The organism is Afifella sp. YEN Y35, from assembly GCF_047553465.1.
Lineage (GTDB): Bacteria > Pseudomonadota > Alphaproteobacteria > Rhizobiales > Afifellaceae > Afifella > Afifella aestuarii.
In genome coordinates this window covers 129467-153806 of record NZ_CP180203.1, presented here as the reverse complement: position 1 = coordinate 153806, position 24340 = coordinate 129467, and the positions used below count along the sequence as shown (strand labels likewise).

19 protein-coding genes are annotated in these 24340 nt (G+C 62.3%); all 19 read left to right on the top strand.

Translation table 11 applies throughout. The annotated features are described in order from the left end of the window. The first annotated feature begins 13 nt into the window (after positions 1 to 13). Positions 14 to 2104, top strand: coding sequence for a flagellar biosynthesis protein FlhA (gene flhA / locus ACK8CP_RS00700; protein WP_234628803.1), 2091 nt, complete (start codon positions 14 to 16; stop codon positions 2102 to 2104). Continuing rightward, positions 2101 to 2856 (top strand): flagellar biosynthesis protein FliR, encoded by a 756-nt coding sequence (gene fliR / locus ACK8CP_RS00695; protein WP_234628804.1) that lies wholly within the window; start codon positions 2101 to 2103, stop codon positions 2854 to 2856. The genes flhA and fliR overlap by 4 nt, the downstream gene beginning before the upstream one ends. Next, positions 2795 to 3259 (top strand): hypothetical protein, encoded by a 465-nt coding sequence (locus tag ACK8CP_RS00690; RefSeq protein WP_414833000.1) that lies wholly within the window; start codon positions 2795 to 2797, stop codon positions 3257 to 3259. Before fliR ends, ACK8CP_RS00690 begins: the two co-directional genes overlap by 62 nt. A 49-nt stretch (positions 3260 to 3308) precedes the next feature. After that, positions 3309 to 3875, top strand: a complete 567-nt coding sequence (locus ACK8CP_RS00685) for a rod-binding protein (protein WP_234628806.1) — start codon at positions 3309 to 3311, stop codon at positions 3873 to 3875. Positions 3876 to 3888: 13 nt separating this feature from the next. After that, positions 3889 to 4266: a flagellar protein FlgN gene (locus tag ACK8CP_RS00680; protein WP_234628807.1), complete on the top strand. Its 378-nt coding sequence runs from the start codon at positions 3889 to 3891 to the stop codon at positions 4264 to 4266. Then, positions 4266 to 4721: a hypothetical protein gene (locus ACK8CP_RS00675; protein WP_234628808.1), complete on the top strand. Its 456-nt coding sequence runs from the start codon at positions 4266 to 4268 to the stop codon at positions 4719 to 4721. The genes ACK8CP_RS00680 and ACK8CP_RS00675 overlap by 1 nt, the downstream gene beginning before the upstream one ends. A gap of 43 nt (positions 4722 to 4764) precedes the next feature. Further along, the gene (locus tag ACK8CP_RS00670; RefSeq protein ID WP_414832999.1) at positions 4765 to 6441 is read left to right on the top strand and encodes a methyl-accepting chemotaxis protein; all 1677 of its coding nucleotides are present in this window, start codon (positions 4765 to 4767) and stop codon (positions 6439 to 6441) included. A gap of 63 nt (positions 6442 to 6504) precedes the next feature. Beyond that, the gene (locus tag ACK8CP_RS00665) at positions 6505 to 8187 is read left to right on the top strand and encodes a methyl-accepting chemotaxis protein (RefSeq protein ID WP_234628810.1); all 1683 of its coding nucleotides are present in this window, start codon (positions 6505 to 6507) and stop codon (positions 8185 to 8187) included. Positions 8188 to 8265: 78 nt separating this feature from the next. Beyond that, positions 8266 to 9942, top strand: a complete 1677-nt coding sequence (locus tag ACK8CP_RS00660) for a methyl-accepting chemotaxis protein (RefSeq protein WP_234628811.1) — start codon at positions 8266 to 8268, stop codon at positions 9940 to 9942. Positions 9943 to 10167: 225 nt separating this feature from the next. Beyond that, entirely contained in the window at positions 10168 to 11655 is a 1488-nt protein-coding gene (locus tag ACK8CP_RS00655; RefSeq protein WP_414832998.1) for a methyl-accepting chemotaxis protein, read from the top strand. A 112-nt stretch (positions 11656 to 11767) separates the two neighbouring features. After that, the gene (locus ACK8CP_RS00650) at positions 11768 to 13447 is read left to right on the top strand and encodes a methyl-accepting chemotaxis protein (protein ID WP_414832997.1); all 1680 of its coding nucleotides are present in this window, start codon (positions 11768 to 11770) and stop codon (positions 13445 to 13447) included. Positions 13448 to 13483: 36 nt separating this feature from the next. Then, complete coding sequence (locus ACK8CP_RS00645; RefSeq protein ID WP_414832996.1) at positions 13484 to 16219, top strand: chemotaxis protein CheW; 2736 nt, start codon at positions 13484 to 13486, stop codon at positions 16217 to 16219. Further along, positions 16216 to 16686 (top strand): chemotaxis protein CheW, encoded by a 471-nt coding sequence (locus ACK8CP_RS00640; RefSeq protein ID WP_234628815.1) that lies wholly within the window; start codon positions 16216 to 16218, stop codon positions 16684 to 16686. The genes ACK8CP_RS00645 and ACK8CP_RS00640 overlap by 4 nt, the downstream gene beginning before the upstream one ends. Positions 16687 to 16713: 27 nt before the next feature. Then, on the top strand, positions 16714 to 17091 hold the full coding sequence (locus ACK8CP_RS00635) for a response regulator (RefSeq protein WP_092810289.1): 378 nt from the start codon (positions 16714 to 16716) through the stop codon (positions 17089 to 17091). Next, a complete protein-coding gene (locus ACK8CP_RS00630) occupies positions 17088 to 18281 on the top strand; it encodes a protein-glutamate methylesterase/protein-glutamine glutaminase (protein ID WP_234628816.1) in 1194 nt (397 codons plus the stop codon). Before ACK8CP_RS00635 ends, ACK8CP_RS00630 begins: the two co-directional genes overlap by 4 nt. Further along, on the top strand, positions 18278 to 19114 hold the full coding sequence (locus ACK8CP_RS00625) for a CheR family methyltransferase (RefSeq protein WP_234628817.1): 837 nt from the start codon (positions 18278 to 18280) through the stop codon (positions 19112 to 19114). Before ACK8CP_RS00630 ends, ACK8CP_RS00625 begins: the two co-directional genes overlap by 4 nt. Before the next feature lie 213 nt (positions 19115 to 19327). After that, on the top strand, positions 19328 to 20452 hold the full coding sequence (locus ACK8CP_RS00620) for an HlyD family secretion protein (RefSeq protein WP_234628818.1): 1125 nt from the start codon (positions 19328 to 19330) through the stop codon (positions 20450 to 20452). Further along, positions 20449 to 23214 carry a ribosome-associated ATPase/putative transporter RbbA gene (gene rbbA / locus ACK8CP_RS00615; RefSeq protein ID WP_414832995.1) on the top strand — a complete coding sequence of 922 codons (2766 nt, stop codon included), beginning with the start codon at positions 20449 to 20451 and terminating at the stop codon, positions 23212 to 23214. The genes ACK8CP_RS00620 and rbbA overlap by 4 nt, the downstream gene beginning before the upstream one ends. A 1-nt stretch (position 23215) precedes the next feature. Continuing rightward, a complete protein-coding gene (locus tag ACK8CP_RS00610; protein ID WP_414832994.1) occupies positions 23216 to 24337 on the top strand; it encodes an ABC transporter permease in 1122 nt (373 codons plus the stop codon). Positions 24338 to 24340: the final 3 nt, after the last annotated feature.

Genomic DNA, 24340 nt, shown 5'->3' with positions numbered 1-24340 from the left:
GGAAGAATTGATCATGTCGGAGATGCTGCTCACTGCGGGCGACGCGCTCGAAAAGAAGTCGAAGCGGGATATCGGCTTCGCCACCTTGATCATCGGCATGCTGGTCATCCTGTTCCTGCCGATCCCCACCTTCCTGATCGATTTCGGTCTCGCTTTGTCGATCGCATTCTCGGTGCTGATCCTGATGGTGGCGCTGTGGATTGAGAAGCCTCTCGAATTCTCCTCTTTCCCGACGGTGCTTTTGATCGCGACCGTGCTGCGCCTCGCGCTCGGCGTGGCGACGACACGGCTCATCCTCGCCCACGGCAATGAAGGCGTGACGGCCGCGGGCAACATCATCAACGGCTTTTCCATGTTCGTCATGGGCGGCGACTTTGTCATCGGCATCGTCGTCTTCCTCATTCTCGTCACGGTGAACTTCCTCGTCATCACCAAGGGCGCGACGCGTATCGCCGAAGTCGGTGCGCGTTTTACCCTCGACGCCATTCCCGGCAAGCAGATGGCGATCGACGCCGATCTCAATGCCGGCCTCATCGACGACAAAGAAGCCCAGCTGCGCCGCCGCGAACTGGAGGAGGAAAGCTCCTTCTTCGGCTCCATGGACGGCGCATCGAAGTTCGTTCGCGGCGAAGCGATCGCCAGTCTCATCACCATCGCCGTCAACATCTTCGGCGGTATCATCATCGCCACGACCCGTTACGGCATGCCGCTCGACGAAGCGGCTGATGTCTTCACGCGCCTGTCGGTCGGCGACGGTCTGGTGGCTCAGATCCCGGCTCTTGTCGTCTCCCTCGCCGCAGGCCTCCTCGTTTCCAAGGGCGGCACGCGCGGTTCGGCAGAAAAGGCCGTGTTCGGCCAGCTCGGCGCCTATCCGAAAGCGCTCGGCGTCGCCTCGGCTCTCATGTTCGTCTTCGCCTTGATGCCCGGCCTGCCGCTCCTGCCTTTTGGGGCGCTCGGCGGGTTCCTTGCTTTCGTCGCCTACACCATTCCCCGCCAGCAGGAGGCAAAGCGTCAGGAAGCTGAGACGAAGGAAAAAAAGAAGAAGGAAGCTGCCGAGGTGGAAGCACGCAATTCCGTCAAGGAATCGCTGCGCACCTGCGAGATCGAACTGTGCATCGGCAAGCAGCTCGCCACGCAGATCCTCTCCAACATGCCCGAGATCGCTCATCGCGTCAGCCGCATGCGGCGAAAGTTCGCGCAGCAATACGGTTTCGTGGTGCCCGAGATCAAACTGACGGAAAGCCTCAACGTCCCGTCCAAGAGCTACGAGATCCGCATCCACGGTACGGTCTTTGCGACGTGCGAAATGCGCATCGGCGAGTTGCTCGTCGTCACCGGCGACAACGCGAGACCGGACGTACCTGGCGACGCGGTGCGCGAACCTGCCTTCGGTATGAAGGCGATGTGGATCTCCGACGCCTTCGCCACGGAAGTTCGCCGCGAAGGCTATACGCCGATCGACAATCTCTCCGTCGTGCTCACTCATGTAAGCGAAGTCATTCGCAACAACCTGGCGCAGCTCCTCTCCTACAAGGACGTGCGCATGCTGCTCGACCGGCTCGAGCCGGAGTACAAGCGCCTGGTCGACGACATCTGCCCGAGCCACATCACCTATTCCGGGCTTCAGGCAGTCTTGAAGCTCCTGCTCACAGAACGCGTCTCCATCCGCAATCTGCATCTCATTCTGGAAGCGCTGGCAGAAATCGTCCCGCATGCCCGCCGCTCAGAGCAGATCGCCGAGCATGTGCGCATGCGCATGGCACAGCAGATCTGCGGCGACCTCGCCCAGGGCGGCGTGCTCAACGTGCTGCGTCTCGGCAATCGCTGGGATCTCGCCTTCCACCAGAGCCTGAAGCGCGATGCCAAGGGCGAGGTCATCGAGTTCGACATCGATCCGCGCCTGGTGGAGGAATTCGCCACCGAGGCATCGGAGGTTCTGCGCGCGCGCCTTGCGGAAAACGAAAGCATCGTGCTGGTGACCGCGCCGGAAGCGCGGATCTACGTGCGCATGATCATCGAACGCATGTTTCCTTCGCTTGCGGTTCTCTCACATCTGGAGATCGCCCGTGGCATCGAGATCAAGTCGCTCGGATCGATCTCGTGAGCGAGCTCGCTTCGGAGACGATCCTCGCCGTCTTCCTTATCTTCTGCCGAATTGGCGGTTGCCTGATGCTGATGCCGGGCTTTTCGAGTTCGCGCATACCGGTGCAGTTTCGCCTGTTCATCGCAGTGGCGATCACGCTCACGTTGTCGCCGATGCTGATCGGCTACACCCGTCCGCTGGTGGGCGATGGCACGGCCTCGGCCATGCTGCAGGCGATCGTCTCGGAGCTTCTGATCGGTGTTCTGATCGGGCTCGTCGGCCGGGTCTTCTTCCTGGGGCTGCAGACGATCGCCGTGGCGGTCAGCCAGTCGATCGGCCTCTCGGCCATGCCAGGGATTGCGGTCGAAGAAGATTCCCAGCTGCCGACCGTCGCATCGCTCTTCTCGCTGACGGCCATCACCATCATGTTCATCACCGACCAGCACTGGCTGTTGCTGTCGGGGCTGATCGATTCGTACCAGACCTTGCCGGCGGCGCAGGGCTTCGACGCGCAAGGCGCGCTCATCAATCTGACCGATCAGCTTTCGGCGGTTTTCTTCCTCGTCTTGCGCATCGGCAGCCCGTTTCTCGTCTACTCAATCGTCATCAATCTCGCGATCGGCATCACCAACAAGCTGAGCCCGCAGATCCCGGTGTATTTCATTTCCATGCCGTTCGTAACGGCGGGCGGCCTCATCCTCCTGATGACGGTTGCGCACGAATTTCTGGCGAATTTCATCAATGCCTTCGGCATCTGGCTGGTGGGAGGTTAATCCAGTGAAAGACCGTAGCAAGAAAATCGAGCGTATTCTGCAAGTGCAAAAGAAAATGCACGAAGCGGCAGAATGGGAGCTTGCCGATATTTCCCGGCAAGGCAGCGCACTCGATCAGGAACGTAAGGCGCTGATCGAAGCCTTGAACGACGACGACACCTTCCATGGGCTGTTCGTCGACGCCAAGGTCAAACGTCTGTCACGCCTCAGCAGCGAGGCCGATCAGCTCGCCCGTCGTCAGGCCGAGCAGACCGCTCAGGTGCTCGCTCAGGCGCGTCGCCTGAAGACCACCGAGAGGCTCTCCGGCAAGCTTGAGCGCGAGACCCGCAAGGCCGAAGAACGCCGCAGTTTTCAGCTGCTTTTAGAGGCTTTCGCACGTCCGACGGATGCAAGCCCCGCGTAAGGGAAAACCGCAATAAGCCTGCGAAGACTTAATCTGTCGCAGGTGACTCATGTCGATCAGCCCACCGTCCGACATCGTTCTGGACGTTGCTCGTGCCGCAAGCCCGACCCGCTATCAAGAGGCCGCGGCACGGCTGACGCGCCTTTCTCCTTCATCCGGCACGACACCGGCCGCCTACACCGCGGCCAACGATGCCTTTGAAGACGTTTTCGACCAGGTCGCGAAGCCTGGCGCGACCGCGCCGGGAGAAACCACGAAGACAGCCGAACGGCCGGTTTCCCCAGTCATCCAGATGCCCTTCGATTCCGCGCAGGCCCTGTCGCGATTGAAGACGAGCACCTCCCTCGCCCATTCCGGCCTGTCGTCGCCCAAGGCGGGCAACGACCCCATGACCGGCTTTGAGGCGATGTTCCTTTCGACCTTCGTGCAGACGATGCTCCCGGCGAGCTCGGATGCGATGTTCGGTGGCGGCCAGGCCGGTGAAATGTGGCGCTCGATGCTCGCCCAGCAGATCGCCACGCAGATGGCCGAAGCCGGCGGCATCGGCATCGCCGAGACCGTGCGCACCGCCGAGACGACTCCCACTCCACCCGAAAACGCGAATGGCCTGATCTAGAGAGGAGCCAGCCATGAATGCGATGTCACGTTCGGCCAATCCGGCCGCAAGCCGCGCCCTGACGACCTGCATCGGACGTCTCGAGGAGCTTGTTGACCAGGAGACAGAGGCGCTGAGCCAAAATCAGCCGATCGACCTTCAGGAGTTCAATCACCGCAAGAGCCGCGCGCTTTTGGAGCTGTCCCGTATGGCCCGCGCGGTTCCTGCCGAGAACATCAGCACCGACGCGCGGATCGGCATCATTCGTCTGCGCGACAAGCTTCAGCGCAATCAGGCCCTGCTCAAGACGCATATCAGCGCCGTGCAGACGGTGGCGGGACTGATTGCAAAGGCGATGTCGGATGCTGAGTCGGACGGCACGTATTCGGCACCGCTTGGAGCGCGCGTCTGATGGTCAAGACTCTCGGCATCGGCATGTGGGCGTGCCTCGTCGCGCTGCTTGCAAGCTTCTTTGCGGCGCAATGGAAGGCGGATGTGAAGCCCGCTCCCGATAAGGGTCCGACCCTCGTCGGGCTGGAGCATCGCAAGATCGAACCGATGACCGTGCCGGTCATTCAAGACGGTGTGTTGCAGGGCTACATCCTCGCCCGCCTCGTCTTCACCGCCGATGCCGGCGCGATGAGCAAGCTCTCCATGGATCCCGCGCCCTTCGTCACCGACGAAGCATTTCGCGAATTCTACAACAACGGCAAAGTCGAGTTCGGCCGCCTGGCGAAATACAATCTCGATCGCCTGATCAAAAACATCAAAGACAATACCAACAAAAGACTAGGGCCCGACTTCATCCAGGACATCCTGGTGGAAGAAATCAATTACGTCGACCGACGAAGCATGGGGCAATCCTAAGGCCTCATGGGACTCATGACTGAAGGCTGCAGAGGGCAGTAAGATGAAGATCAGCGGGAAGATCTATGCGATCGTGGCGGTGCTCGGCCTCGCCACCATCCTCGTGGCAGCCATGGCAACTTACGCGCTGAAACAGAGCGCGGAGCGGACGACCGACCTGGAGCGCCTCGCGGAAGCTGCGATCAACGGCCAAAGGATGAACCGGCTGATCACTGCGGTCGTGATGGATTCGCGCGGAATCTATTCTGCCGACGACGATGCCGCGGTGGAGACCTTCGGTCAGGCGATCACGCAAAGCCTCACCGATCTCGACGTCCTCCTCACCGAAACGCGCCCGCTGCTCCTCGACCCGCAAAGCCTCGAACAACTCGACAAGCTGAAGGAAGAGTTCGAAGTCTTCAAAGACTTCCGTATGAGCCTTGTGCAGCTCGCCACCCGCATCTCGCCGTTGACGGCCAAAACCGTTGGAAACAACGAAGTGAATACGGCCAACCGGATCGCTCTGCAGGCCGACATCGACGGCTTCATCGATGCACGACGGGCACGGGTGGAAGAAATCAAACACGAGATCGCAACCGCCGATCGTCGGATGATGACAACGATCATCGCGGTCGCGGCCGCCGGCCTTCTCATCGGTGCGGCGATCGCGATCTTCATCGGCACCCGCAAGATCAGCCGGCCTCTCATCCGTGTGACGAACGTTCTGAAGCGTATGGCGGCGGGTGAACTCGACGTGGAGATCGAAACCCGCCGATCCAAGGACGAGATCGGCGAGATCTGGGCGACGACGGAACGTTTTCTCGCCGAGCTTCGCGAAACCGACCGCCTTCGCGGCGAACAGGCCGAACTTGCCGCAAGGGCGGAAGAAGACAAGCGCAAGGCCATGCACGCTCTAGCCGACGAGTTCGAGCTGGAGGTTTCGAGCGTGGTGCGATCCGTCGTGTCCGCCGTCACTCAGCTCAAGCAATCGGCGTCGACAATGAGTTCGTCGGCCGAGAAGACGAACCATCAGGCGACCGTCGTCGCGTCGGCCGCAGAGGAGGCGACGCACAACGTCCAGACGGTTGCCTCGGCAGCCGAGGAACTGGCGGCCTCCATCCGCGAGATCGGTCAGCAAGTCGAATTGTCGGCAAACATCGCCGGGCAGGCGAACGGTCAGGCCGTCAACACCACAGAGATCGTTCGCGGTCTCGCATCCAGTGCCCAGCGCATCGGGCAAGTCGTCAACCTCATCACCGACATCGCCGCCCAGACGAACCTGCTCGCCTTGAACGCCACCATCGAAGCCGCGCGCGCCGGCGAGGCCGGTAAAGGTTTTGCAGTCGTCGCGATGGAAGTGAAGACGCTCGCCGAGCAGACGTCCAAGGCAACCGGCGAGATCTCGCAGCAGATCACGGCCGTGCAGGATGCGACCAACGAAGTCGTCGCCGCGATCGGCTCGATCAGCACCACGATCCAGCAGATCGACGAAATCGCATCGACGATCGCCTCCTCGGTGGAAGAACAAGGTTCAGCGACAGGCGAGATCGCCCAGAACGTTCAGCAGGCCGCTGAGGGCACGCAGGAAGTTTCCTCAAACATCATGGCCGTCACGGCCGCCTCCGACGACACCGGACGCGTCTCAAGCGAGATCGTACGCGCTGCAAACGACCTCGACAGCCGGGCCGCAGGACTGCGCCAGCAAGTCGACATCTTCATCGAGCGGGTGCGAGCCGCCTGATCGAAAGCCGCCCTCGAAGGGCCCCCTCCCCCAAACTGACGTCGGCCTCGGGCCGGAAACGGAATGAGACCCATGAGAATTACCGGCAAGATCAACGCCATCGTGGCCATACTCGGCATCGTAACCATAGGTGTCGGTGCCATCGCCATTTATGCGATCAATGCAATGCACAGCACCGCCGAGGAGTTCGACAGAACCTCCTCACGGGCACTCCTGATGCAGCAGATCGGCACCCAGGTCATCCAGGCGAGCAAGTCATCGAGTGGGGTCTATCTCGCCGAAGGCTCCGCCGACGCCGCCAAATACGGCAAAGAAGTCATGGCCGCGCTCGATGAAATCGATGCTGCCTTTGGCCAGCTCGAGACCCTTACGCCGGCCGAAGACATGCCCGTGGTCGAGGAGCTCGGTAAGAACCTCGCCAATTACCGCGCTGAACGGACGGAGTTGGTGCGCCGCGGTGTCGAAATCAGTCCGGATGCGGCGCGCGCCTACGGCACCAGCGATGAAGTTCGCGGCGGGCGCAAAGGCTTGCAGGCGAGCCTGGCAGCGGGTGTCGAGAACGTCGCTGCACGCCTCGATCCGCTCCGTGCCCACATGCTGTCTCTCAACGAGAGCATGCTGATTCTGATCTGCTCCGTCATCGCGGTAGGCCTGTTCATCGGCGTCGGCATCGCCATGTGGATCGGCACCCGTCAGATCAGCCGCCCCCTCGTCCGCCTCACCGGCACACTGAAGCGTATGGGCAATGGCGATCTCAACGTCTCTATCGAGCAGAAGCGCTCCGGTGACGAGATCGGCGAAATCTGGGAGGCGACGGAGCATTTTGTCGTCGCGCTCAAGGAGACGGAGACGCTGCGCGAACAGCAGCAGCAAGCCGAAGAGCGTGCCGAGGCGGACAAGCGCCGGATGATGAATGCGCTCGCCGACGATTTCGAACACGAAGTCTCGAGCGTCGTGCGTTCGGTCGTCTCCGCCGCAATGCAGCTGAAGCAATCGGCTTCGACGATGGGCGCCTCTGCCGATGAGACCAACCATCAGTCGACGGTGGTCGCAGCCGCGGCCGAACAGGCGACCGTGAATGTGCAGACGGTTGCCTCGGCCGCTGAAGAACTTGCCGCCTCAGTCCGCGAGATCGGCCAGCAGGTGGCCATGTCCGCCACGATCGCAGGTCAGGCCAACGGCCAGGCCGCCAACACCGGCGAAGTGGTGCGCGGCCTCGCCGCCAGTGCCCAGCGCATCGGCCAGGTCGTCAACTTGATCACCGACATCGCGGCCCAGACGAACCTCTTGGCTTTGAACGCGACGATCGAGGCAGCCCGCGCTGGCGAGGCCGGCAAGGGTTTTGCCGTCGTCGCCATGGAGGTGAAGACGCTCGCCGAGCAGACGTCCAAAGCGACGGGCGAGATCTCGCAGCAGATCACGGCCGTGCAGGAAGCCACCAACGAGGTGGTCAAGGCGATCGAATCGATCACCGGCACGATCAAGCAGATCGACGAGATCTCTTCGACGATCGCCTCCTCGGTCGAAGAGCAGGGTTCTGCCACGGGCGAGATCGCCCAGAACGTCCAGCAGGCCGCCGAAGGCACCCAGGAAGTGTCCACGAGCATCGTCTCGGTGTCACGGGCGGCCAACGAGACCGGACGCGTCTCAAGTGAAATCGTGCAGGCTGCCGGTGACCTCGACAGCCAGGCCGAGAATTTACGCAGCCAGGTCGATGCCTTCATCGGCCGCGTACGGGCTGCCTAATAACAGAGCATCGCAATGCTCGCCTTTTGACTTGCGTCGGCCCGTAGGGCCGGCGCGACCCTTGCAGGAGTTCGGAAAATGAAAATAAGTCATAAAATATATATGATGCTGGGCGTCCTAGGCGTCTCAAGCATCTTCGTCGGGGGAATGGGTCTTTATGCTTTGAAGCGCAGCGAAGATTTGGCCGATCGCTACGCGCGCAATGCGGAAATGACGATCCGCATGGAACGGGTCAACGGACTTATTTCTAAAGTCGTGATGGATTCACGCGGCATCTATGTGAGTAAGACGCCAGAAAAGACCAAAGCATTCGCCGCGGGCCTCATGCAGAGCCTCGACGAACTCGACGCTGCGGCCGCCGAAGCGCGGAGTTACGTCAGGACGCCCGAGAGGGCCAAAGCCTTCGACGACGTTCTCGCAGGGATCGCCGATTTCCGTGCCTACCGCACAGAAACTGCCCGCCTCGGCGTCGAAGTCTCGCCGCAAGCAGCCAATACGCAAGGCAACAATGAAGAGAACCGGGCGAACCGCAAGGCTCTGCAAACCGACGTCGATGGGGTAAGAGCCGACCTTCAGCACGAGCTCAAACCGATCCTTGCCGAGATGGCCACCCTCGGAGAGCGCATGACGCTTCTGATCGTGGCGACCATGCTGATCGGGCTCGCAGCAGGCGCTGCCATTGCCGTGTGGATCGGCACCCGTCAGATCAGCCGCCCGCTCACCCGCGTCAGCGGCACGCTGAAGCGCATGGCCGCCGGCGATCTTGACGTCACAATCGAGCAGAACCGCTCCTCCGACGAGATCGGCGAGCTGTGGGGCACGACAGAACATTTCCTCCAGGAATTGCGCGAGAACGAACGGATGCGCGCCGAACAGCAACAGGCTGAAGCGCACGCGGAAGAGAAGAAGCGCCAGATGATGAACGCGCTCGCCGACGATTTCGAGCGGGAAGTCTCGAGCGTCGTGCGCTCGGTCGTCTCCGCCGCCGCACAGCTCAAGCAGTCCGCCTCCACCATGGGGGCCTCGGCCCAGGAGACGAACCAGCAGTCGACCGTGGTCGCGGCCGCCGCCGAACAGGCGACGACCAACGTCCAGACGGTTGCCTCCGCAGCAGAGGAACTTGCCGCATCGGTCCGCGAGATCGGCCAGCAGGTGTCGATGGCCGCGAGCGTCGCCGATCAGGCGAACGGTCAGGCCTCCAACACCGGCGAAGTGGTTCGCGGTCTTGCCGCCAGCGCCCAGCGCATTGGTCAGGTCGTCAACCTGATCACCGATATCGCCTCGCAGACGAATCTTCTGGCCCTGAACGCGACGATCGAGGCAGCCCGCGCCGGCGAAGCCGGCAAGGGTTTTGCGGTCGTTGCCATGGAAGTGAAGACGCTCGCCGAGCAGACATCCAAGGCGACCGGCGAGATTTCGCAGCAGATCACGGCCGTACAGGAAGCCACCAGCGAAGTCGTCAAGGCGATCGAATCGATCACCGGCACGATCAAGCAGATCGACGAGATCTCTTCGACGATCGCCTCCTCGGTCGAGGAGCAGGGCTCTGCCACCGGCGAGATCGCCCAGAACGTCCAGCAGGCCGCGCAGGGCACTCAGGAGGTGTCGACGAGCATCGTCTCGGTATCGCGCGCGGCCAACGAAACCGGGCGGGTTTCCGGAGAGATCGTGCAAGCGGCAGGCGATCTCGACAGCCAGGCGGAAAATCTCCGCGCCCAGGTCGACGCGTTCATCGGCCGGGTGCGCGCTGCCTGACGGCGCCTCTCCCAAACATCTCGGGCCCGGACCGCCAAGGCCCGGGCGGGCAGCTCGGACAGGCTCGTCGCAAGGCGAGCCTGTCTGCGTTTTGCATCTCCCCTCACGCCCATTTCGGCAAGAAGACCACAGCGGAATTTTACGTCCAAAACGGGAGATAAATCCAAGCCACACGCAAGGATGGAGCGGTTTCGTGCCGCCACGCGAAACCGCAAGAGGTCCATTATGCGCCCCAAAATGAAGGCATCTCTGCCTGCGCTCATCGCCCTTCTGATGATTGTCATCGTAGCAGAAGGTGTCCTCGCCCTTTGGAATATCGGGGCGATCTATCGCGACGTAAAAAGCGAAGCGACGCATTGGCTGCCGAATGTCGACGCGATCAATCACATCAACACCAACGTCTCCAATCTGCGGCTTGGTGAGTGGAATTATCTGACGGCAGAAACAGATCAACAGCGCGAAGTCGCAGAAACGAAGATCGCGACGACGCTTTCCCGCATCGCAGACAACAGCGAAAAGTACCGTTCTCTCATCGCCAACGATGAAGAGCGCGCCGCATATGACCGTTTCGAGGCGGATCTCGCGGAATATCTCGCCACCCACGAGCGGGTAATCGATCTCAGCGGATCGGGCCGGAACGACGCTGCCATGGCCCTTTTCACCGGCCGCATGGCCGAGCAGTTCACAGCCATTTCAGACGACCTCGAAGCGGACGTGACCCGCGTGAATGCCGGGGCGGAGCAGAATTTTCGCGAGGCGACAGACGCCTACTCGTTCACCCGCCTGGAAATGCTTGTGGGCATCCTCTTCGGCGTCCTCGTCGCCCTCGCAGGTTTCTGGGTCTCTTTCCGTGCCAACAAGGAGCGGCGCAGGCTGATGCACGAGCTGGCCGACCGCTTCGACGACGAAGTCTCAAGTGTCGTGAAATCCGTGGCCTCCGCAGTGACGCAGCTGAACCAGTCGGCCTCCACGATGAGTTCGTCGGCCGAGGAAACCAGCCGCCAGTCGACAGCCGTTGCATCCGCGGCCGAGCAGGCAACATCGAATGTCCAGACGGTCGCGTCTGCGGCGGAAGAGCTTGCGACCTCGGTTCGGGAGATCGGCCAGCAGGTCGCGATCGCCAACACGATCGCCGGTCAGGCCAGCACCCAGGCCGTCAACACGGGCGAGATCGTGCGCAGTCTGGCCTCAAGCGCGCAGCGCATCGGTCAGGTCGTCAACCTCATCACCGACATCGCCTCGCAGACGAACCTTCTGGCGCTGAACGCCACCATCGAAGCCGCTCGCGCTGGCGAAGCCGGCAAGGGTTTTGCGGTCGTTGCCATGGAAGTGAAGACGCTCGCCGAGCAAACCTCGAAGGCGACGGGCGATATCTCGCAGCAGATCGCGGCCGTCCAGGAATCGACAACGGAAGTCGTCAAGGCGATCGAAGCGATCACCGGGACAATCAAGCAGATCGACCAGATCTCCACGACCATCGCTTCCTCCGTCGAGGAGCAGGGCGCGGCGACAGGCGAGATCGCCCAGAACGTCCAGCAGGCCGCTCAGGGCACACAGGAAGTTTCCCACAACATTGGCTCGGTCTCCCAGGCGGCCAACGACACCGGTCGGGCGTCGCAGGAGATCGTCCAGGCCGCCGGAGACCTCGACGGCCAGGCTTCCATGCTCCGCCAGCAGGTCGACACCTTCATCGAGAGCGTGCGGGCAGCATGAAAACCGGGTGCCCCCAGGGCACCCAACTTTAACAAGCAGGCGAGCCATTAACTGCCAGCTACGAGCAAGCTTTGAAAGCTAGATGCTGGGCAGTCTCGGAACGGAGAATGTGATGAAGCTGAATTTGAAATCCACGCTTACGGCGATTTTCGGGGTCCTGGTCGTCCTCATGGTCGCCCTCGGCTGGACGTCCGTGAGCAAACTCGCTCAGATCCAGGCAAACGTCGAAAATGAGGCAACCAACTGGGTTCCGAGCATCGACACGATCAACAAGATCAACACCACCACCTCAGACCTGCGCATTGCGCAGATCGCCAATCTCATGGCGACGGACTCTGAAACCCAGCAGACATTGAAAGCTGCGATTTCCGCAAACATCGAGAAAATCGGCACCCTTCGCGCCAAGTATGAGCCGCTGATTTCCTCTGATGATGAGCGCAAGCTCTATCAGGATTTCTCCGCCAAGTTCACCGAGTATCTCAGCCTCGAGCCGCAGGTCGCCCGTCTCATCGCAGCCGGACAGACCGCGGAAGCCAGGAACCTGCTGACTGGTCAGATGAAGCAGATCTTTGACTCCTTCTCCAACGACCTGATGAGCATCGTCCAGGTCAACAACGCGGGCGCCTCAAGCGATTATGAGGCGTCGGTTTCCGCCTACAATTCTGCACGGCTGCAGCTCTTCATCGCCATTGCCTTCGGTGTCATCATCGCCGGCGCTGCGATGGTCTACGTCTCGACCGGCGTGATCCGTCCGATCAGCCGCATCACCGGCGTGATGACCGATCTGAGCGCTGGCAAGCTCGACACCGAAATCCCGTATGCAGAGAAGCAGAACGAGATCGGCGAAATGTCGAAGGCCATTGCAATCTTCCGCGACGGTCTCGCCGAAGCCGAACGTCTGCGCGGCGAGCAGGAAGCGAATGCGGCGCGCGCCGAAGAAGACAAGCGCAAGGCCATGCATGCTCTGGCAGACGACTTCGAGCAGGAGGTTTCAGGCGTCGTTCGCTCGGTCGTCTCCGCCGTCACGCAATTGAAGCAGTCGGCGTCCACGATGAGTTCATCCGCCGAGGAGACCAATCGTCAGTCGACCGTGGTTGCGGCCGCTGCCGAACAGGCGACGACCAATGTGCAGACGGTTGCCTCCGCAGCCGAGGAACTTGCCGCCTCCGTCCGCGAGATCGGCCAGCAGGTGTCGATGGCCGCCAATGTCGCCGGTCAGGCGAACGGCCAAGCCTCCAACACCGGCGAAGTGGTTCGCGGTCTTGCCGCCAGCGCCCAGCGCATTGGCCAGGTCGTCAACCTGATCACCGATATCGCCTCGCAGACGAATCTTCTGGCCCTGAACGCCACCATCGAAGCGGCCCGCGCCGGCGAAGCCGGCAAGGGTTTTGCGGTCGTTGCCATGGAAGTGAAGACGCTCGCCGAGCAGACATCCAAGGCAACCGGCGAGATCTCGCAGCAGATCACGGCCGTGCAGGAAGCCACCAACGAGGTCGTCAAGGCGATCGAATCGATCACCGGTACGATCAAGCAGATCGACGAGATCTCTTCGACGATCGCCTCCTCGGTCGAGGAGCAGGGTTCTGCCACCGGCGAGATCGCTCAGAACGTCCAGCAGGCCGCGCAGGGCACTCAGGAGGTTTCCTCCAACATCGTCGCCGTCACGAGCGCCGCCAACGATACCGGACGCGTCTCGACCGAGATCGTCCATGCAGCCAACGACCTCGACAGCCAGGCTGCGAACCTGCGTCAGCAGGTCGACACCTTCATCGAACGGGTGCGGGCCGCTTAGGCCCCGCCCTCCCGAAAGCCAATCGGAGCCCCCGCAATGGATGAACTGCTTCGCGAGTTCCTGACTGAGACGAACGAGAGCCTGGACGTCGCCGACGTCGAGCTCGTGAAGTTCGAGCAGGAACCGAACAACGCCGCCATTCTCAACAACATCTTCCGCCTTGTGCACACCATCAAGGGCACCTGCGGCTTTATCGGCCTGCCTCGCCTGGCGAAGCTTGCCCATGCTGCCGAGACGTTGATGGACAAGTTCCGCGAAGGCGTGCCCGTCACGCCGGCAGCGGTGAGCCTCGTCCTCAAGACCATCGACAGGATCAAGGACATCCTGGCGAAGCTCGAAGAGAACGGCGGGCAGGAGCCGGAAGGAAGCGACGCAGATCTCATCGAGCTTCTGGAAAAAATGGCGGCGGGTGAAGCTGTTTCAGAGGAAGTCGTCGAAGAGGCCGAGGTGACCGTCGGCACCCTCGTCGACCAGGTGCTGGAACGTCCGCTGATGCCGGGCGAAATCCCGCTCGACGAATTGGAGCGGATCTTCCGCGAGACGGAAGTTGAAAACCCGGCTGCCAAGGGGAAAACGAAGGCTAAGAAGGCGCCGGCCAAAGCCAAAGAAAAGACTTCTCCCGCAGCTGCGCCTGCAAAGAAGGAAGAGCCCGAGACGAAGGCACCGGTCGCCAAGACGCCCGAAACTCCGGCCAAAAAGCCGGGTGAAGAGCAGCCTGCCGCGAACAACAACAGCTCGAGCGTCTCCTCCCAGTCGATCCGCGTCAACCTCGATGCCCTCGAGCATCTGATGACGATGGTCTCCGAGCTGGTTTTGACCCGCAATCAGCTCATGGAGATCGCGCGCCGTCAGGAAGATTCCGACTTCAAGGTCTCGCTGCAGCGTCTGTCGACGGTGACGGCCGAGCTCCAGGAAGGCGTCATGCGCACCCGCATGCAGCCGATCGGCCATGCGTGGCAGAAGCTGCCCCGCATCGTGCGCGACCTTGCGCAGGATCTGGGCAAGCAGATCGAGCTGGAGATGGTGGGCGCGGAGACCGAGCTCGACCGCCAGGTTCTCGACCTGATCAAAGATCCCCTCACCCACATGGTGCGCAACTCCGCCGACCATGGTCTGGAGACGACGGAAGAACGCCGCCTCGCCGGCAAGTCCGAGAAGGGGCTGGTGCGGCTGTCCGCCTTCCACGAAGGCGGCCACATCATCATCGAGATCACCGATGACGGTCGCGGCCTCAACACCGATCGCATCCGCGAGAAAGCGCTGGAAAACCGTCTGGCGACGGAAGCCGAGCTCGCCAAGATGTCGGATGCTCAGATCCATCGCTTCATCTTCCACGCCGGCTTCTCGACAGCGGAAAAGGTGACGAGCGTGTCGGGCCGTGGCGTCGGCATGGACGTCGTGCGCTCCAACATCGAGATCATCGGTGGCAATGTCGACGTGCGCTCGACGCAGGGCAAAGGCTCGACCTTCGTCATCAAGATCCCGCTTACCCTGGCGATCGTGCCGGCTCTGATCGTGGAAGTTGCCGGCGAGCGCTTTGCGGTGCCGCAGCTGGCCGTGGTTGAACTCGTCCGTATCCAGCCGGATTCCGAGCACAAGATCGAACGTCTCAAGGACGCGCCCGTCCTTCGGCTGCGCGACAAGCTCCTGCCGATCGTTCATCTCGGTGCGCTTCTCGGCAGCGTCAAAGACGAGGTCGCAGACCAGGAGAGCGGCTTCATTGCCGTCATGCAGGTCGGCAATCAGATCTTTGGCGTCATCGTCGACGCGGTCTTCCACACCGAAGAAATCGTGGTGAAGCCGATGTCGTCCATGCTGCGCCATATCGGCATGTTCTCCGGCTCGACCATCCTTGGCGATGGACGCGTGATCATGATCGTCGATCCGAACGGTGTCGCCCAGCAGGCCGCAAGCAGCATCGATCAGACGATCGCCACGGCCACCGCCGACGCCGAAGAGCAGGAGGAATCCAACGACGCCGTTTCCATGCTCGTCTTCCGGGCGGGCGATCGCGAGCCGAAAGCGGTGCCGCTGTCGCTCGTCACGCGCCTTGAGGAATTCGAGACCGAAAAAGTCGAATGGGCCGGCGGTCAGCCGATCCTCAACTACCGCGGTGCGCTCATCCCGCTCGTCTACGTCAACCACGAGGTGGAACAGCGCACGACGGGAACCCAGCCGATGCTCGTCTTCTCCGACAACGGCAATACGATGGGCCTCGTGGTCGACGAAATCGTCGACATCGTCCAGGAGCCGCTCAATATCGAGCTTCCCTCCGAGACGCCGGGGCTTCTCGGCAGCGCTGTGCTCGGCGGCAAGGCGACGGATATCGTCGACATTTCGCACTTCCTCGAGATCGCCTTCCGGGACGCTCCCGAACAGGCCGAACGCAAGGGCAAGAAGCTTCTCTTCGTTGGCGGCAACGTCTTCTACCGCAACATGGTGGAGCCGATCCTGCGCAGCGCCGGATATCGGGTGTCGCTGGCCTCGAGCGCGGAAGATGCCCTCGCGCAGATTACGGAAGGGCATCGCTTCGACCTCGTGGTCACCGATCTCGACACGCCGGCGATGGACCCGGCCGCCTTCGCGGCTGCCGTACGCGGTCAGGCGGACATGCAGCATGTCCCCTTGATGGCCCTCGGCAGCGCCAAGTCTCGGGTGCGCCCGGGTGAGGAGAACCTCATCGGCTTCGATCGCATCGCCACCAAGGTCGATCGCAGCGAACTCATCGCGGCGATCAAGCAATGCGCCCCGATCTATGGAGAAGCAGCATGAGCCAGCATAACGTCCACGACGTGCGGACGTCGGCCGCCAATCAGTATGTCACCGTCCGCATCGGTGGCCAGCGCTTCGGCCTCCCGATCGCAGCGGTCCACGAGGTGTTCGTCCCCGAGCAGGTGACACGCGTTCCCCTCGCTCCGAAGGAAGTGGAAGGCGTCCTCAATCTGCGCGGACGCATCGTCACCACCATCGATCTTCGCCAGTTGCTCGGCTTCCCGCCGAGCGACGCGAAGGAAAAGATGGCCGTCGGCATCGAGTACAAGAGCGAATCCTTCGGCCTCATCATCGATGAAGTCGGCGAGGTCATGCACCTGGAAGAGACGCTCGAGCCCTGCCCCCCGAACCTTGACCCGCGCTGGGCCGAGATCGTCAAGGGTGTCTATCACGTCTCGGGCGAACTCATGTTGATCCTGGACGTCGAGGCAGCCCTTGCCCGCGTAACTGTCGCTCTTGCTGCCTGACACGAGCAGCTTTCCAAGGAGCCCGCGATGAAAACCTGCCTTGTGGTGGATGATTCCTCCGTTGTTCGAAAGGTGGCCCGGCGCATGCTGGAAGAGATGAGCTTCCAGGTGCGCGAAGCCGACAATGGCGAGACCGCGATGGAGCGGTGCCAGGAAGCGATGCCGGATGCGATCCTTCTGGATTGGAACATGCCGGTTACCGACGGCCCGCATTTCCTCCGGGCTCTGCGCAAGCGGCCGGACGGAGAAGCACCACGCGTGATCTTCTGCACGACAGAGAACGATCTCGATCACATCGCGCGCGCCATCGAGGACGGTGCCGACGAATACATCATGAAGCCCTATGACGCCGAGATCCTGCGCGAGAAGCTGGAATCCGTCGGCATTCTGGCGAGGGCAACATGAACGCGATCGCCGCACCTCCGCCTGGTGCCCGCCCCGCTGCGGTCCGCCCGAAGAGCGACGAGCCTATCCGTGTCATGGTGGTCGATGATTCCGCGTTCATTCGCGGCATCCTCTCCCGCTGGATCTCCGAGGAACCGGATCTCACCCTCATCGCCTCCCATCCCAACGGGCGGCGGGCGGTGGATGACGTGGTCCGCTCGCAGCCCGATGTCGCCATTCTCGACATCGAGATGCCGGAGATGGATGGGCTGCAGGCTCTGCCCCTCATTCTCGAAAAGCGACCGGGCACGGCCGTCATCATGGCCTCGACGCTCACGCGCCGCGGCGCCGAGGTGAGCATTCGTGCTCTGACCTTGGGAGCGGCCGATTACGTCCCGAAACCCGATTCCACCAACGGCCTCCTGGCCGCGGCCGACTTCCGCCACGACCTGATTTCCAAGGTGCGCAGCCTGGGTGCGGGTGTGCGTCGCGGCAAGAGCTTCCGCACGCCGGCTCCGGCAACGGCCAGGCAGGCGCCGGGCACATCGGCGCCAGCAGCCGCACGTGCGCCTGCCATTCCAGCCGCGGCCAAGCCCAAGATCCGTCTGCGTCCCGCATCGATGAGCGCGGTGCGTGCCCTGGCGATCGGCAGCTCCACGGGCGGTCCACAGGCACTGACGCGCTTCTTCACCGATGCCGGCAGTGCCCTCACGACCATCCCGGTGTTCGTGACACAGCACATGCCGCCGACCTTCACCACGATCCTGGCCGAGCACATCGCCAAGGCGTCGGGTCGTCCGGCCGCCGAAGGGATCGATGGCGAGCCCGTGCGTCCCGGTCACATCTACGTGGCTCCGGGTGGCAAGCACATGCTTGTGGCAAAATCGAACGGCACCACGGTGATCAAGCTCTCGGATGCACCGCCCGTCAACTTCTGCAAGCCGGCCGTGGATCCGATGTTTCAATCGATTGCTGACATCTATGGCAGCGCCACCCTTGCGCTCGTTCTCACCGGCATGGGCTCCGACGGTGCCAAGGGAGCAACCATCATCGCCGACGGCGGCGGCGCCGTCATCGCGCAGGATGAAGCTTCGAGTGTGGTCTGGGGCATGCCAGGCGCGACCGCAGAGGTCGGAGCCTGCTCCGAAATTCTACCGATAACGGAAATCGGACCCCGCGTGGTTCGGCGAATCTCAGGGGGACGCTCATGATCACACCTGCGGACTACGAGTTCTTCCAGAGATATCTGAAGGCGCAATCGGGCCTCGTGCTGCAGGAAGGGAAAACCTACCTGCTCGAGTCCCGTCTGCTTCCGGTAGCGACGCATTTCGGGCTACCGAGCATCGCAGCACTTGCCGCAAAGCTGCGGCAGGGCTCCATGGACATCGGCAAGGCCGTCGTCGATGCGATGACGACCAACGAGTCTTTCTTCTTTCGAGACAAGACACCGTTCGACCTGTTCAGCGACGTGATGCTGCCGACACTGTTGCGCAATCGCCCCGTCACGCAGCCGTTGCGCATCTGGTGCGCGGCAGCCTCCTCCGGCCAGGAGCCCTACTCTCTCGCCATGATCCTTCGCGAGAAAGTGGGGATGGTCGGCGGACGCAAGGTCGAAATCATCGCGACCGACATTTCCGACGACATGCTGAAACGGGCGAGCGCCGGCATCTACACGCAGTTTGAGGTTCAGCGCGGCCTCCCGGTCCAGCTCCTCCTCAAATACTTCAAGAAGAGCGGAGAAAACTGGCAGATTTCCGACGATATCCGGCGCATGGTGACGTTCAGAAATCTCAATTTGCTGCACTCCTTCACGACCCTCGGCATGCTCGACATCGTCTTCTGCCGTAATGTGCTGATCTACTTCGACGCGGCCACGAAGGGTGACATTCTCGATCGGGTCTCCCGCAATTTGCGGCCGGACGGCTATCTCGTGCTCGGCGGCGCCGAGACGGTCGTTGGTGTGAGCAGCAAGTTCACGCTCGTCCCCGGCCAGCGCAATCTCTACGGGCTGGCAGCAAACCAATCGGCCGTCGTCGCGGCCTGATCAAAAGCCGCTCCGCACCCATGCGGAGCGGCTATTTCTTTCACGGGCATGCCACCGCGCATCGGCTGGTCTATAAACGATGAGGGACCCGTGATCGGCTCAAGCTTCGGCTTGCCAGGATAGGTCCGCCAGAGTACCTTTTAGGCGAAGCGGCAGCGAAGTGGCGGCGCCTGCCGCGGCTCCCACGCCGCCAGCGAAGACCGGCCCGCCTCCATGACAAGAAAGCTTCTCCTCGTCCTCATCGTCGCGGCTCTCATCGTCGGCGTCGGTTATTCCTATTGGCCCGAAATCAGGGCCATGGTGACCGGCGAGAACGAGAACGCAGCCCTTGCCTCGAGCAACGGCCGGATCGAAGCGGTCGAGATCGACATCGCAAGCAAGACGGCCGGCCGCCTGCAGGACGTCTATGTGCGAGAAGGCGACTATGTCGCCGCCGGCGAAAAACTCGCCAAGATGGATACCGCTACGCTTGAGGCGCAGCTGCGCGAAGCCGAGGCACAATTGCGCTCTGCCGAGATCGGCATCGAAACGGCAAACAGCCAGGTCACACAGCGCCAGGCGGAAAAAGAAGCCGCCGAAGCCACCGTCGCACAGCAAGAGGCGACGCTCGAAGCCGCGGAAAAGCGCCTCACCCGCAGCCAGACCTTGCAGGAACGCGGCACCGGTTCCGTGCAGCAATACGACGACGACAAGGCCGCTTTCGAAGGCGCGAAGGCCGCCCTTGCCGCGGCAAAGGCCAAGGTGGCGGCTGCCGATGCGGCTCTCGGCTATGCACGCTCGGGCGTCGTGACGGCGGAGGCGCAGGTGGACGCGATGCGTGCCACGGTCGAGCGGATCAAGACAGATCTCGACGACAGCACCCTCACATCGCCGCGGATCGGGCGCGTGCAGTACCGCATCGCCGAGCCTGGCGAAGTCGTAAATGCGGGCAGCGCGATTTTGAACCTCGTCGACCTGTCGGATGTCTACATGACGTTCTTCCTGCCGACACTTCAGGCGGGTCGCGTGGCGCTCGGTGCCGAAGCCCGCATCGTCCTCGACGCCGCCCCGCAATATGTGATCCCGGCGACCATTTCCTACGTCGCCGATGTCGCTCAATTCACGCCGAAGACGGTGGAAACCGCCGAAGAGCGGCAGAAACTGATGTTCCGCATCAAGGCCCAAATCCCCACCGACCTTCTGAAGGAACATATCCGCTACGTGAAAACGGGGCTGCCGGGGATGGCCTATGTGAAGATCGACGGCAGCGCCGAGTGGCCGGATAACCTCAAGGTCAATCTGCCGCAAAAGGGCGCGCCCGAGCCTGAGCCCGGGGGCGCGATGACGGGCGCAGAATGAAGCCGCCCCTGCCCATCGCCCCTTCTGACAGCGAGACGCCCCCGCCCGTCGCGACCCTCGCGCATGTGGGGCTGCGCTTTGGTGCCACGCAGGCGCTCGACGATATCACGCTCGACATTCCGGCCGGCCGCGCCGTGGCGCTCATCGGCCCCGACGGCGTCGGCAAATCGAGCCTCTTTTCCCTCGTCTCCGGAGCCCGCCGCATCCAGAAGGGCGAGGTTGAGGTGCTCGGCGGCAGCATGAAGGATTCCAGCCACCGCGCCGCCGTCTGCCCGCGCATCGCCTATATGCCGCAAGGGCTCGGCAAGAACCTCTATCCGACACTGTCGGTGTCTGAAAACCTCGATTTCTTTGCCCGCCTCTTTGGCCACGGAAAGGCGGAGCGCGAACGCCGCATTCACGAGCTGACCGAAGCCACCGGCCTTGGCCCCTTCCTGACGCGCCCGGCGGGAAAGCTATCGGGCGGCATGAAGCAAAAGCTCGGCCTTTGCTGCGCGCTCATTCACGATCCCGATCTCCTTCTCCTCGACGAGCCGACGACCGGCGTCGATCCCCTCTCCCGCCGTCAATTCTGGGAACTGATCGACCAGATCCGGGCCGACCGCCCGACCATGAGCGTCGTGGTCGCCACCGCCTATATGGAAGAGGCCGCACGTTTCGACTGGCTCGTCGCCATGGATGGCGGGCATGTACTGGCGACGGGAACGGCGGACGAGCTTCTGGCCGAAACCGGAACGCAGACGCTCGAGGCTGCCTTCATCGCGCTTCTGCCCGAGGAAAAGCAGGCCGGTTATCAGCCGGTCGTCATCCCCCCACAGGCACACGAAGATGGGGGCACCCCTGCCATCCAGGCGGAAGGGCTGACCATGCGCTTCGGCGCCTTCACCGCCGTCGACCATGTGAGCTTTCGCATCCCACGCGGCGAGATCTTCGGCTTCCTCGGCTCCAATGGCTGCGGCAAGACCACGACGATGAAGATGCTGACCGGCCTGCTCGCCCCCTCAGAAGGCAGGGCCTTTCTCTTCGGCGAAGAGGTCGATCCGCGCGACCTCACCACCCGAGAGCGGGTGGGATACATGTCGCAAGCCTTCTCGCTCTACACCGAGCTGTCGGTGAAACAGAATCTCGAGCTCCATGCCCGTCTCTTTCGGGTGCCGGAGGCAGACATTCCGGCGCGCATCCGCGAGATGGTGGAACGTTTCGACCTCGCCGAAATCCTCGACGATTTTCCCGATTCCCTGCCGCTTGGGCACCGTCAGCGTCTCTCGCTCGCGGTCGCCATGATCCACAAGCCGGAGATGCTCATCCTCGACGAGCCCACCTCCGGCGTCGACCTCGTTGCGCGAGACGCGTTCTGGCGGATGATCGTCGAGCTATCGCGACGCGACGGGGTGACGATCTTCATCTCGACGCACTTCATGAACGAGGCGGCACGCTGCGACCGCATTTCGCTCATGCATGCCGGCAAGGTGCTGGTGACCGACAGGCCGAAAGACCTGGTCGAAAAGCGCGGAGCCGCCTCTCTCGAAGATGCCTTCATCTCCTATCTGGAAGAGGCGGGGGCGGATGAGGAACAGGCGCCGAAGACGACGGCCCTCGTCAACCAGGATCCTGAGACGCGACCCGCACGCCGCTTTTTCGATCTCCGACGCATGGCGAGCTATTCGCGCCGCGAAAGCCAGGAGGTGCGCCGGGACCCGATCCGCCTGACGCTCGCCATCGTCGGCAGCGTGATTTTGATGTTCATCATGGGCTACGGCATCAGTCTCGACGTGGAGGATTTGAGCTTCGCCGTCCTCGACCGCGACCAGACCGGCCTGTCGCACGATTATGCCTTCAACATCGCCGGTTCACGCTACTTCATCGAGAAACCGCCGATCACGAGTTACGAAGATCTCGACCAGCGCATGCGCGCCGGAGAAATCGGCCTGGCGATCGAAATCCCGCCGGGCTTCGCCCGCGATGTCGCGCGCGGCGACAATGTCGAGATCGGCGCCTGGATCGATGGCGCCATGCCGACACGGGCGGAGACGATCAAAAGCTACGTGCAAGGGATGCACACCCAGTGGCTGCTCGCCAAGGCGAAGGAAACCGGCCGCTCCACGGGCCTCGCCAGTCTCGTCGATCTAGAGACCCGCTTCCGCTACAATCCGGACGTGAAGAGCATCGTCGCCATGGTACCTGCCGTGATCCCGATCCTCTTGATGCTGATCCCCGCGATGCTGGCGGCTTTGAGCGTCGTGCGCGAAAAGGAACTCGGCTCCATCGTCAATTTCTACGTGACGCCGACGACGAAGCTGGAATTTCTGCTCGGCAAGCAGATCCCCTATGTCATTCTCGGTTGGCTGAGCTTCTTGCTTTTGACGGCACTCGCCGTCACGGTTTTCGCAGTCCCCTTCAAAGGCAGTTTTCTCGCGCTTGCGACGGCGGCCTTCCTTTACGTGTGCTCGGCAACCGCTCTCGGCCTCTTCATGTCGACTTTCATGAAAAGCCAGATCGCCTCGATTTTCGGGGTGGCGATCCTGACGATCCTTCCGGCCGTCAACTTTTCCGGCCTGACCGACCCGGTCTCGGCGCTCGAAGGTATCGGCAGACTGGTCGGAGAGATCTATCCGACGGCGCATTTTCTCACGATCGCACGCGGCACCTTCTCAAAGAGCCTCGGATTCTCGGAGCTGAGCGGAGCTTTCCTGCCGCTGGCGCTCGCGACCCCGGTGCTCCTTGCCGCCACCGCGCTTCTCCTCAAAAAACAGGAGCGGTGACATGCGGCTCGCCAATATCGGCAATCTCGGGGTGAAGGAACTGCGCAGCCTGGTGCGCGATCCGATGATGCTCATCCTCATCGTCTATGCCTTCACGCTTGGCGTCTATGCGGCGGCCACCTCGATGCCGGAAAGCCTCAACCGCGCCACCATCGGCATCGTCGACGAGGACCGATCACCGCTCTCGACGCGCATCGTCTCGGACTTCTACCCACCCTATTTCGTTCCTCCGAAGATGATCACCGCTTCGGAAATGGACCAGCGGATGGACGCCGGCCTCGACACCTTCGCGCTGGTCATCCCGCCTGATTTCCAGCGCGACATGCTGGCCGGGCGCACCCCGGCTCTGCAGCTCAATGTCGATGCGACGCTCGTCACCCAGGCCTTCACGGGATCGGGCTATATCCAGTCGATCGTTCTGGGAGAGGTGGAGGATTTCGCCCGCCATTACCGCGCCGTCGATCAGCTTCCGGTCGAATTGGAGCTGCGGGCCCGCTTCAATCCCATGCTCGATCGCGCCTGGTTCGGCTCCATCATGGAGGTGATCAACAACATCACGCTCCTATCGATCGTGCTGACGGGAGCCGCCCTCATCCGCGAGCGCGAGCATGGCACGGTGGAGCATCTTCTCGTCATGCCCGTGACGCCGTTCGAGATCATGGCAGCCAAGATCTGGGCGATGGGCCTCGTCGTCGTCGTATCCTGCTTCCTGTCGCTCACCGTCGTCATCGAGGGGCTTCTGTCGGTGCCGATCGAAGGCTCGATCGCGCTTTTCCTGGCGGGCACCGCGCTGCATGTCTTCGCTTCGACATCGATCGGCATCTTCCTGGCGACGCTGGCGCGATCGATGCCTCAATTCGGGCTTCTGCTGATCCTCGTCCTTCTGCCGCTCGAGATGCTCTCAGGCGGTATGACGCCGCGCGAAAGCATGCCCGATATCGTCCAGACGATCATGCTCGCGGCACCGAACACGCATTTCGTCTCGCTCGCGCAGGCAATCCTGTATCGCGGCGCAGGCTTCAGTGTCGTGTGGCCGCAATTCCTTGCAATCGCAGCGATCGGAGCGGTCCTCTTCACCCTGGCGCTGACCCGCTTTCGCAAGACGATCACGGAAATGGCGTGAGCT

What these genes read in the sequence shown, in the direction of transcription:
- ACK8CP_RS00610 (WP_414832994.1), top strand. Translation starts at nt 23,216, where the DNA reads ATGCGGCTCGCCAATATCGGCAATCTCGGGGTGAAGGAACTGCGCAGC.
- ACK8CP_RS00640 (WP_234628815.1), top strand. Translation starts at nt 16,216, where the DNA reads ATGAGCCAGCATAACGTCCACGACGTGCGGACGTCGGCCGCCAATCAG.
- ACK8CP_RS00645 (WP_414832996.1), top strand. Translation starts at nt 13,484, where the DNA reads ATGGATGAACTGCTTCGCGAGTTCCTGACTGAGACGAACGAGAGCCTG.
- ACK8CP_RS00680 (WP_234628807.1), top strand. Translation starts at nt 3,889, where the DNA reads ATGAATGCGATGTCACGTTCGGCCAATCCGGCCGCAAGCCGCGCCCTG.
- ACK8CP_RS00650 (WP_414832997.1), top strand. Translation starts at nt 11,768, where the DNA reads ATGAAGCTGAATTTGAAATCCACGCTTACGGCGATTTTCGGGGTCCTG.
- ACK8CP_RS00620 (WP_234628818.1), top strand. Translation starts at nt 19,328, where the DNA reads ATGACAAGAAAGCTTCTCCTCGTCCTCATCGTCGCGGCTCTCATCGTC.
- ACK8CP_RS00685 (WP_234628806.1), top strand. Translation starts at nt 3,309, where the DNA reads ATGTCGATCAGCCCACCGTCCGACATCGTTCTGGACGTTGCTCGTGCC.
- ACK8CP_RS00660 (WP_234628811.1), top strand. Translation starts at nt 8,266, where the DNA reads ATGAAAATAAGTCATAAAATATATATGATGCTGGGCGTCCTAGGCGTC.
- ACK8CP_RS00675 (WP_234628808.1), top strand. Translation starts at nt 4,266, where the DNA reads ATGGTCAAGACTCTCGGCATCGGCATGTGGGCGTGCCTCGTCGCGCTG.
- ACK8CP_RS00670 (WP_414832999.1), top strand. Translation starts at nt 4,765, where the DNA reads ATGAAGATCAGCGGGAAGATCTATGCGATCGTGGCGGTGCTCGGCCTC.
- ACK8CP_RS00665 (WP_234628810.1), top strand. Translation starts at nt 6,505, where the DNA reads ATGAGACCCATGAGAATTACCGGCAAGATCAACGCCATCGTGGCCATA.
- ACK8CP_RS00655 (WP_414832998.1), top strand. Translation starts at nt 10,168, where the DNA reads ATGCGCCCCAAAATGAAGGCATCTCTGCCTGCGCTCATCGCCCTTCTG.
- flhA (WP_234628803.1), top strand. Translation starts at nt 14, where the DNA reads ATGTCGGAGATGCTGCTCACTGCGGGCGACGCGCTCGAAAAGAAGTCG.
- ACK8CP_RS00635 (WP_092810289.1), top strand. Translation starts at nt 16,714, where the DNA reads ATGAAAACCTGCCTTGTGGTGGATGATTCCTCCGTTGTTCGAAAGGTG.
- ACK8CP_RS00630 (WP_234628816.1), top strand. Translation starts at nt 17,088, where the DNA reads ATGAACGCGATCGCCGCACCTCCGCCTGGTGCCCGCCCCGCTGCGGTC.
- ACK8CP_RS00625 (WP_234628817.1), top strand. Translation starts at nt 18,278, where the DNA reads ATGATCACACCTGCGGACTACGAGTTCTTCCAGAGATATCTGAAGGCG.
- rbbA (WP_414832995.1), top strand. Translation starts at nt 20,449, where the DNA reads ATGAAGCCGCCCCTGCCCATCGCCCCTTCTGACAGCGAGACGCCCCCG.